Annotated in this window: 5 protein-coding genes; all 5 read right to left on the bottom strand. The window is 43.7% G+C overall.

Going from position 1 to position 6,000, the window contains the following annotated elements; translation table 11 throughout:
- Window positions 1–270: 270 nt before the first annotated feature.
- The 5 genes from H5073_RS16090 to H5073_RS16070 all read right to left on the bottom strand — a co-directional run bounded on the left by H5073_RS16090 (window position 271) and on the right by H5073_RS16070 (window position 6,000).
- Complete coding sequence (locus H5073_RS16090) at window positions 271–612, bottom strand: hydrogenase maturation nickel metallochaperone HypA (protein WP_182680587.1); 342 nt, start codon at window positions 610–612, stop codon at window positions 271–273.
- Window positions 613–711: 99 nt separating this feature from the next.
- Window positions 712–3,414 carry an FAD-dependent oxidoreductase gene (locus H5073_RS16085; RefSeq protein WP_220488090.1) on the bottom strand — a complete coding sequence of 901 codons (2,703 nt, stop codon included), beginning with the start codon at window positions 3,412–3,414 and terminating at the stop codon, window positions 712–714.
- A gap of 41 nt (window positions 3,415–3,455) precedes the next feature.
- On the bottom strand, window positions 3,456–4,115 hold the full coding sequence (hypB, locus tag H5073_RS16080; RefSeq protein ID WP_182680586.1) for a hydrogenase nickel incorporation protein HypB: 660 nt from the start codon (window positions 4,113–4,115) through the stop codon (window positions 3,456–3,458).
- Between the two features lie 313 nt (window positions 4,116–4,428).
- The gene (locus H5073_RS16075; protein ID WP_182680585.1) at window positions 4,429–4,596 is read right to left on the bottom strand and encodes a hypothetical protein; all 168 of its coding nucleotides are present in this window, start codon (window positions 4,594–4,596) and stop codon (window positions 4,429–4,431) included.
- 195 nt (window positions 4,597–4,791) lie between these two features.
- Window positions 4,792–6,000 carry a potassium/proton antiporter gene (locus H5073_RS16070; RefSeq protein WP_182680584.1) on the bottom strand — a complete coding sequence of 403 codons (1,209 nt, stop codon included), beginning with the start codon at window positions 5,998–6,000 and terminating at the stop codon, window positions 4,792–4,794.

The following is a 6,000-nucleotide window of genomic DNA, read 5'->3' as shown; positions in this document are numbered from 1 at the left end:
GCGAATTCCGGTTAACACCCTAAAGGCATCAACCTAAACCTAAACACAATGACGCTTTAATTATTAATAATTCCAGTAACTTAACAGCATTTCATTGGTAAGGCAATACGCCTTTCGTTCAGGTAAAAACGAGAATTTAGATAATCGAGAACATCACCTTCTCGTTGTGTAGCGATTTAGTGAAAATATATCATTACTTTTCAGTTAGATAGATTTTTTGCTAGCTGAAACCGAGAATTTTCTGGATTTACATAACGAGAAGCAACAAAATCAGTTAGCAATGATCTCTTTGATGATAAATTCTTTACCACTTAGCATGCCCCATTCTTCATTGTCACAATGGGGGCATTGGGAGTGATGCTCTATGATGTTAAACACCTGATGGCAGCCCTTGCACAGGGCCTGAGCAGGGATGATTTCAATGCTCAATTTAGTCTTTTCTAGGTAGGTACCATCAACTGCAGCGGGATAGCAGGCTTCAACATAGCTTGGGATCATAGATGATAGCTGGCCTATTTGTAACACGATAGTATCGACATTACGCAGCTGGTTTTCCTCTGTGATCCTCATAACGGTTTTGACCACTTCAAAAACGACACTTAGTTCATGCATGGGAACTCCTAAAGAAACAGGGCAAGCTCACTTGCCCTGTATTTACCGACTTGCTTTACTCATTAATATCTACAGTTCTGCTATTGCAGCGGTAGATTTTTAGTCTGTAAACATAGCGCGAATGCGTTTGATGGGCGCATTCACAGCAATGCGGACTTTACGCTTTAAGGCATGCTTGATGATAACGCCTTTTACTGTGCGTAAATCAGCCCCATCGGCGTCATAGGCTCTCACCAATGAAATGGCCCCAAACTTACACTTAGTGGTACAAGCGCCGCAACCGACACACATAAATTCATCCGCTACCGCGACACCACAGCCTAAGCAGCGCTCAGTTTCTTGCTGAACTTGAGCTTGAGTAAAGGTGCCCCGTAGATCCCTAAAGGTTTTTTTCGCCTCATCGCCATTAACCTGTTCGATAGTTTGTCTGGGAGTATTGTCGTAACCATCTAAATTTAAATGTTTTTTATCGAAGGCGCGATAATCTCGCTTAATGCGCCCTAGCACTAAACTTTGTCCGTGCTGCACATAACGGTGAATAGAAATCGCCCCTTCTTTGCCCTGAGCAATGGCATCGATGGCAAATCTAGGTCCTGTGAGTACATCGCCGCCGACAAAAATGTCAGTATCATGGGTTTGAAAGGTCTGTGGATCCGCTTGCACTGTTTGGTTCGCATTTAAAATAAGCTTAGTATCGCTAAGTAAATTGCCCCAATCCATGGCCTGGCCTACTGAAATCAATACAGTATCGGCCTCAACCAGTGTGCAGGTGTTCTCATCGAAACGAGGAGCGAAATTGCCATGCTCATCTAAGGTAGACAGGCATTTAGCAAACTCAACACCTGTCACCTTGCCATTATTACTAAGAATTCGCCTTGGGCCCCAGCCATTGTTGATGGTAATAGATTCAGCTAAGGCTTCATGGACCTCCTCTAAGTGGGCCGGCATATTTTCGCGGCTTTCTAAGGTGAACATTTCTACCTTGCCAGCCGAGATCCTGCCTGCGGTTCTGGCAACATCGATAGCCACATTGCCGCCACCTATGACGATGACTTTACCCGTTAAGCTGGGAGCATTATTAAGGTTGACTTGACGCAAGAAGTCGACACCTGTGATAACGCCTTGGGCATCTTCACCTTCTAATCCCAGCTTTCTGCCCGATTGCGCACCAATAGCCAAATAGAAAGCGCGATAGTCTTGGTTTTTCAGCTCACTAAGGCTGATATCTTTGCCTATTTCAACGCCGGTTTTAAAGCTGACCCCTAGGGCTCTTAGCACATCAATTTCAGCATTAATGACATCTTTTTCTAAGCGATATGAAGGGATCCCAAGGGTTAACATACCTCCTAGGATAGGCTGCTTTTCAAATACCGTGACTTGATAGCCTTCAATGGCAAGGAAATAAGCGCAGGATAATCCCGCTGGACCACTGCCAATAATGGCAATTTTCTTGTCATATTTATGCTTGATGCTAGGAACAAAACGGGTTTGTGCATCAAGATCTTGCTGGGCGATAAACTTTTTAATGTCATCGATGGCAACGGGATGATCTATGTCTCCTCGGGTGCAATCGGATTCACATTTTTTAGGGCAAATGCGGCCACAAACAGCGGGGAAAGGGTTCTCTTGTTTGATAAGCTCAAGGGCTTGAGCGTAATTACCTTGGGCGGCAAGCTTAATGTAGCCTTGAATACCAATGTGAGCAGGACACTCGGCTTTACAAGGGCTTGAGCCCGTATCGACGACCACTTGTTTATTAGTGCGATAATCAACATTCCATTTATCTTCGCCCCAATGGGTATTGTGAGGCAACTCTCTTTTCGTGGTTTTAGCCGGTGTTGTGGTGCAGAGTTTTTGCCCAAGTTTTAATGCATTGGTTGGACAGACTTCGACGCACTCGCCGCAGGCGACACATTTTTCAGCATCGACTTTAACCACATAGTTAGATCTCACCATATCTGGGTTTTGCCATTGGCTGGCTAGACGCAGGGCGAAACAACCACAGCCGCAACAGTTGCAAATTGCATGGGTTTCACCTGAACCATCAAAGTTTGGCATACTGTGCATTAGGCCATTTTCTTCGGCTTTGCGTATGACTTCGAAGGCTTCTTCACGGCTGATTTGTTTGCCACGGCCGGTGCGAATATAGTACTGCGCTGCATGGCCCATTTGGATGCAAATATCTTCTTTTAAATGGCCGCAACCTTCGCCCATGGCTTCCCTTGATGTGCGGCAGGCACAATCTGAAAGAGAAAATAAATCATTGTTATTTAAGTATTTTGCAACTTCTTCATAGGAGGCATTTTTAGTGCCGCCGTCGATGGATGTTTGAATGGGAATAACCCGCATCGGGCCTGAACCTACTGGGATATTACCGGCGGCGAGTGGACCTTTTTTCTTACCAAAGGCATCGAAGGCTGCCCCAAGCTCAGGGAATTTTTTGATCAAGTCTTTATTGTTGACGATCATTTCCATATGCCCAGGGACCCAGACATCAATCCAATATTTATCTACGCCGTCTATTTCATTCACAAAAGCGGCGCCCATCATGGCCACTTGCCACAATAATTCGGCTGTGGCTTCTTCTGACTTACCGCATTGTTTGGCGACTTCTGCTGCGCTCAAAGGTTTTCTAAGGGCTAAGCATAAGGCAACTTCGGCCATTTCTTCACTGAGAATAGGCGCTAAGATCTGGTATTCGGGATCGTTAATTGTGATGCCACTTTTTGAGCCTCGCTTGGTGCGGCTGATTTTATTAGCTAAATCTAACACTTTATCTTTAACGATTTGATTATCTATCATGATGGTAATTCCTTGGCATCATACTGGCTAACAGTGTTGGATTAAGCTGTGACTTGCATGCGCAACCACTGGGCCCATTTGTCTATACCTTCACCGGTTTTTGCTGAGATAGGTATGATGGTGATATTAGGGTTGAGCTTTTTGGCGTATCTGGTGACGGCGGCTAAATCGAAATCAAAAAACTCCATAGCATCGATTTTATTAATCAGCAGCACATCTACAATAGAGAACATTAGCGGGTATTTGAGCGGCTTATCATGGCCTTCGGGAACACTTAAGATCATGGCGTTCTTGGTGGCGCCGGTATCAAATTCAGCGGGGCAGACTAAGTTACCTACGTTTTCTAGGATCACCAGATCTAAGCCTTCAGTGTCAAGGGCTGCTAACCCTTGGCGGGTCATATCGGCATCAAGATGACACATGCCACCGGTATGAAGTTGAATAACCTTTGCCCCGGTCTGGCTTATCGTGCGAGCGTCAACGTCAGAGTCAATATCGGCCTCCATGATGCCAATATTCAATTCATCTTTAAGGGTTTGGATGGTTTTAACTAAGGTTGTGGTTTTGCCTGATCCTGGAGAAGACATAAGATTGAGCAGAAATAACTTTTGCTCAGCAAGCTCGGCTCTAAGCTTGTCAGCTTGGGTATTATTGTTTTCAAATACGCTTTCTTTAACTTCAATGATCTTAAAGCTATTCATGACTTTTCCTTATTATCCTGGCAAGGCAAAATTTCATTTTGATCAACCTAGGGGCCAACCACTAAACCAATTTGAGTAATTACTCTATTTATTGGCGCTAATTTACGATTAGCGCTAGTGATTTGTTGTGATAGTGTTCTCAAAACGATATGAGCTAGCAGGCAGGAGTGACACGCAGCCATTAAGCTACTGATATTTATGGAGTATTAGAGGATAATTAACTGCTAGGACTGTGAACTAGATTGTAAATCTAGTTCATCAGTGTTCAGTATTGTTAGCACTTAGAGTGCATTGTTGATAAAAGAAATGGGTCTTAACGCTTCTTGGCCCAGAGGATCCCTAAGGCGATGAGTGCGAATAAGGTCAAGCCCGGTGCTAAGTCCATCACATGGTGAAATAGCCCAACACCATGGTGACCTTCATGGGCCATGGCAAGGTTAGGCAGGAATAACATTCCTAAAAATGGCAGTAGATGTTTCATATAAAATCCCTTATTAAATAATGGCAGCTATTAAAACCTCAATCGCTTAGAAAAGATTTGAATAGGGTCACAATACCGGATTTTCTGTCATTCTAGTAACAGGCAGTGCTTTGAGGTTAATCAATGGCACGATTAAATAGATGTAAACTCAAAATGCCCCTTTTGAGTAAATAGCGGTTGCCTTAGGCGAGGAACTTAATCCTCTGGGCGCTTAGGTTTTATGTTGAGCTTGAGTTTATTGGCCAGTGGTTCTAAAGCGGCACCTTGGATAATAACCGAGATAAGGACGATGAAAAATACCATGTGGATCATTTCACGTGAGCCTTCAACGCCAGCAGCAGCGGGAATTAGTGCAAATACAATTGGCGTAGCCCCCTTAAGGCCTATCATAGATACAAATAACCGCTTGCGCCAATTGGCCTGCCTAAACGGCAGATAGCACAATTGTACCGCTAACGGACGCGCCACTAATATCAGTAAAATGGCAGGTAGTAATGAGGCGGCAAATACAGGCCATAATTGCTGCGGAAACATTTGCAAACCCAGAATAATAAACATCAACGATTGAGCTAACCAAGATATGCCATTGAAGAAGTGCTTACTGACTTCAGCGCCTTTCTTTAAATCATTACCTATGATGACACCGGCAATATAAACCGCAATAAGCTCATTGCCACCTAACAGCCCAGTACTAGAGACTGTGATAGCAAAGCTTGCCAAAATAAACACAGGAATAAGGCCAAATTCAGGCAGTTTGATGTGATTGAGTGCCCAAACGGCTAATTTACCCATTAATAGCCCAATAATTACACCAACGCCGATTTGTTGCCCAAGGCTAAAAATGACAGCTAAAGCCGTGGGGGCGCCATTGGCACTATTGATAATAAAGTCAGTTAAGATGATCACCATCAACAGGGCGATGGGATCGTTTGTGGCGGATTCGAATTCTAAAATAGTGCTGGTGCCATGTTTTAATTTTAATTTTTTTGATTCTAAAATTGAAAATACTGCCGCCGCATCTGTGGATGACACAACCGCTGCAAATAGCATACAAGTTACCAGATTAAAATCGAGTAACGCATTCAAAATAAAACCAAAAATCACCGTGGTCAGAATAACTCCTACGGTAGATAGCATGCCACCTTCTTTCCAAGCAAAATGAATATGCTTCATTGGAGTGTTTAACCCGCCCACGAACACTATGACATTTAACGCTAGAGTACCGATAATCGAGGTGACTTTTAGGTCATCATACACAAAGCCAAATTCACCATTACCAAAAACCAAACCTACCCCCATGAAAATAAGTAACGAGGGCAAACCTAAGGTTTTAGAAGGGTGATGAAGTAAAATCCCAATGGCAATAAGAAGCGAAATCCCTAAAACAATAATCTCCGATGGCAT

The sequence above is a fragment of the Shewanella sp. SR44-3 genome (assembly GCF_014163735.1).
Classification (GTDB): Bacteria; Pseudomonadota; Gammaproteobacteria; order Enterobacterales; family Shewanellaceae; genus Shewanella.
This window is presented reverse-complemented; position numbering and strand designations above follow the sequence as displayed.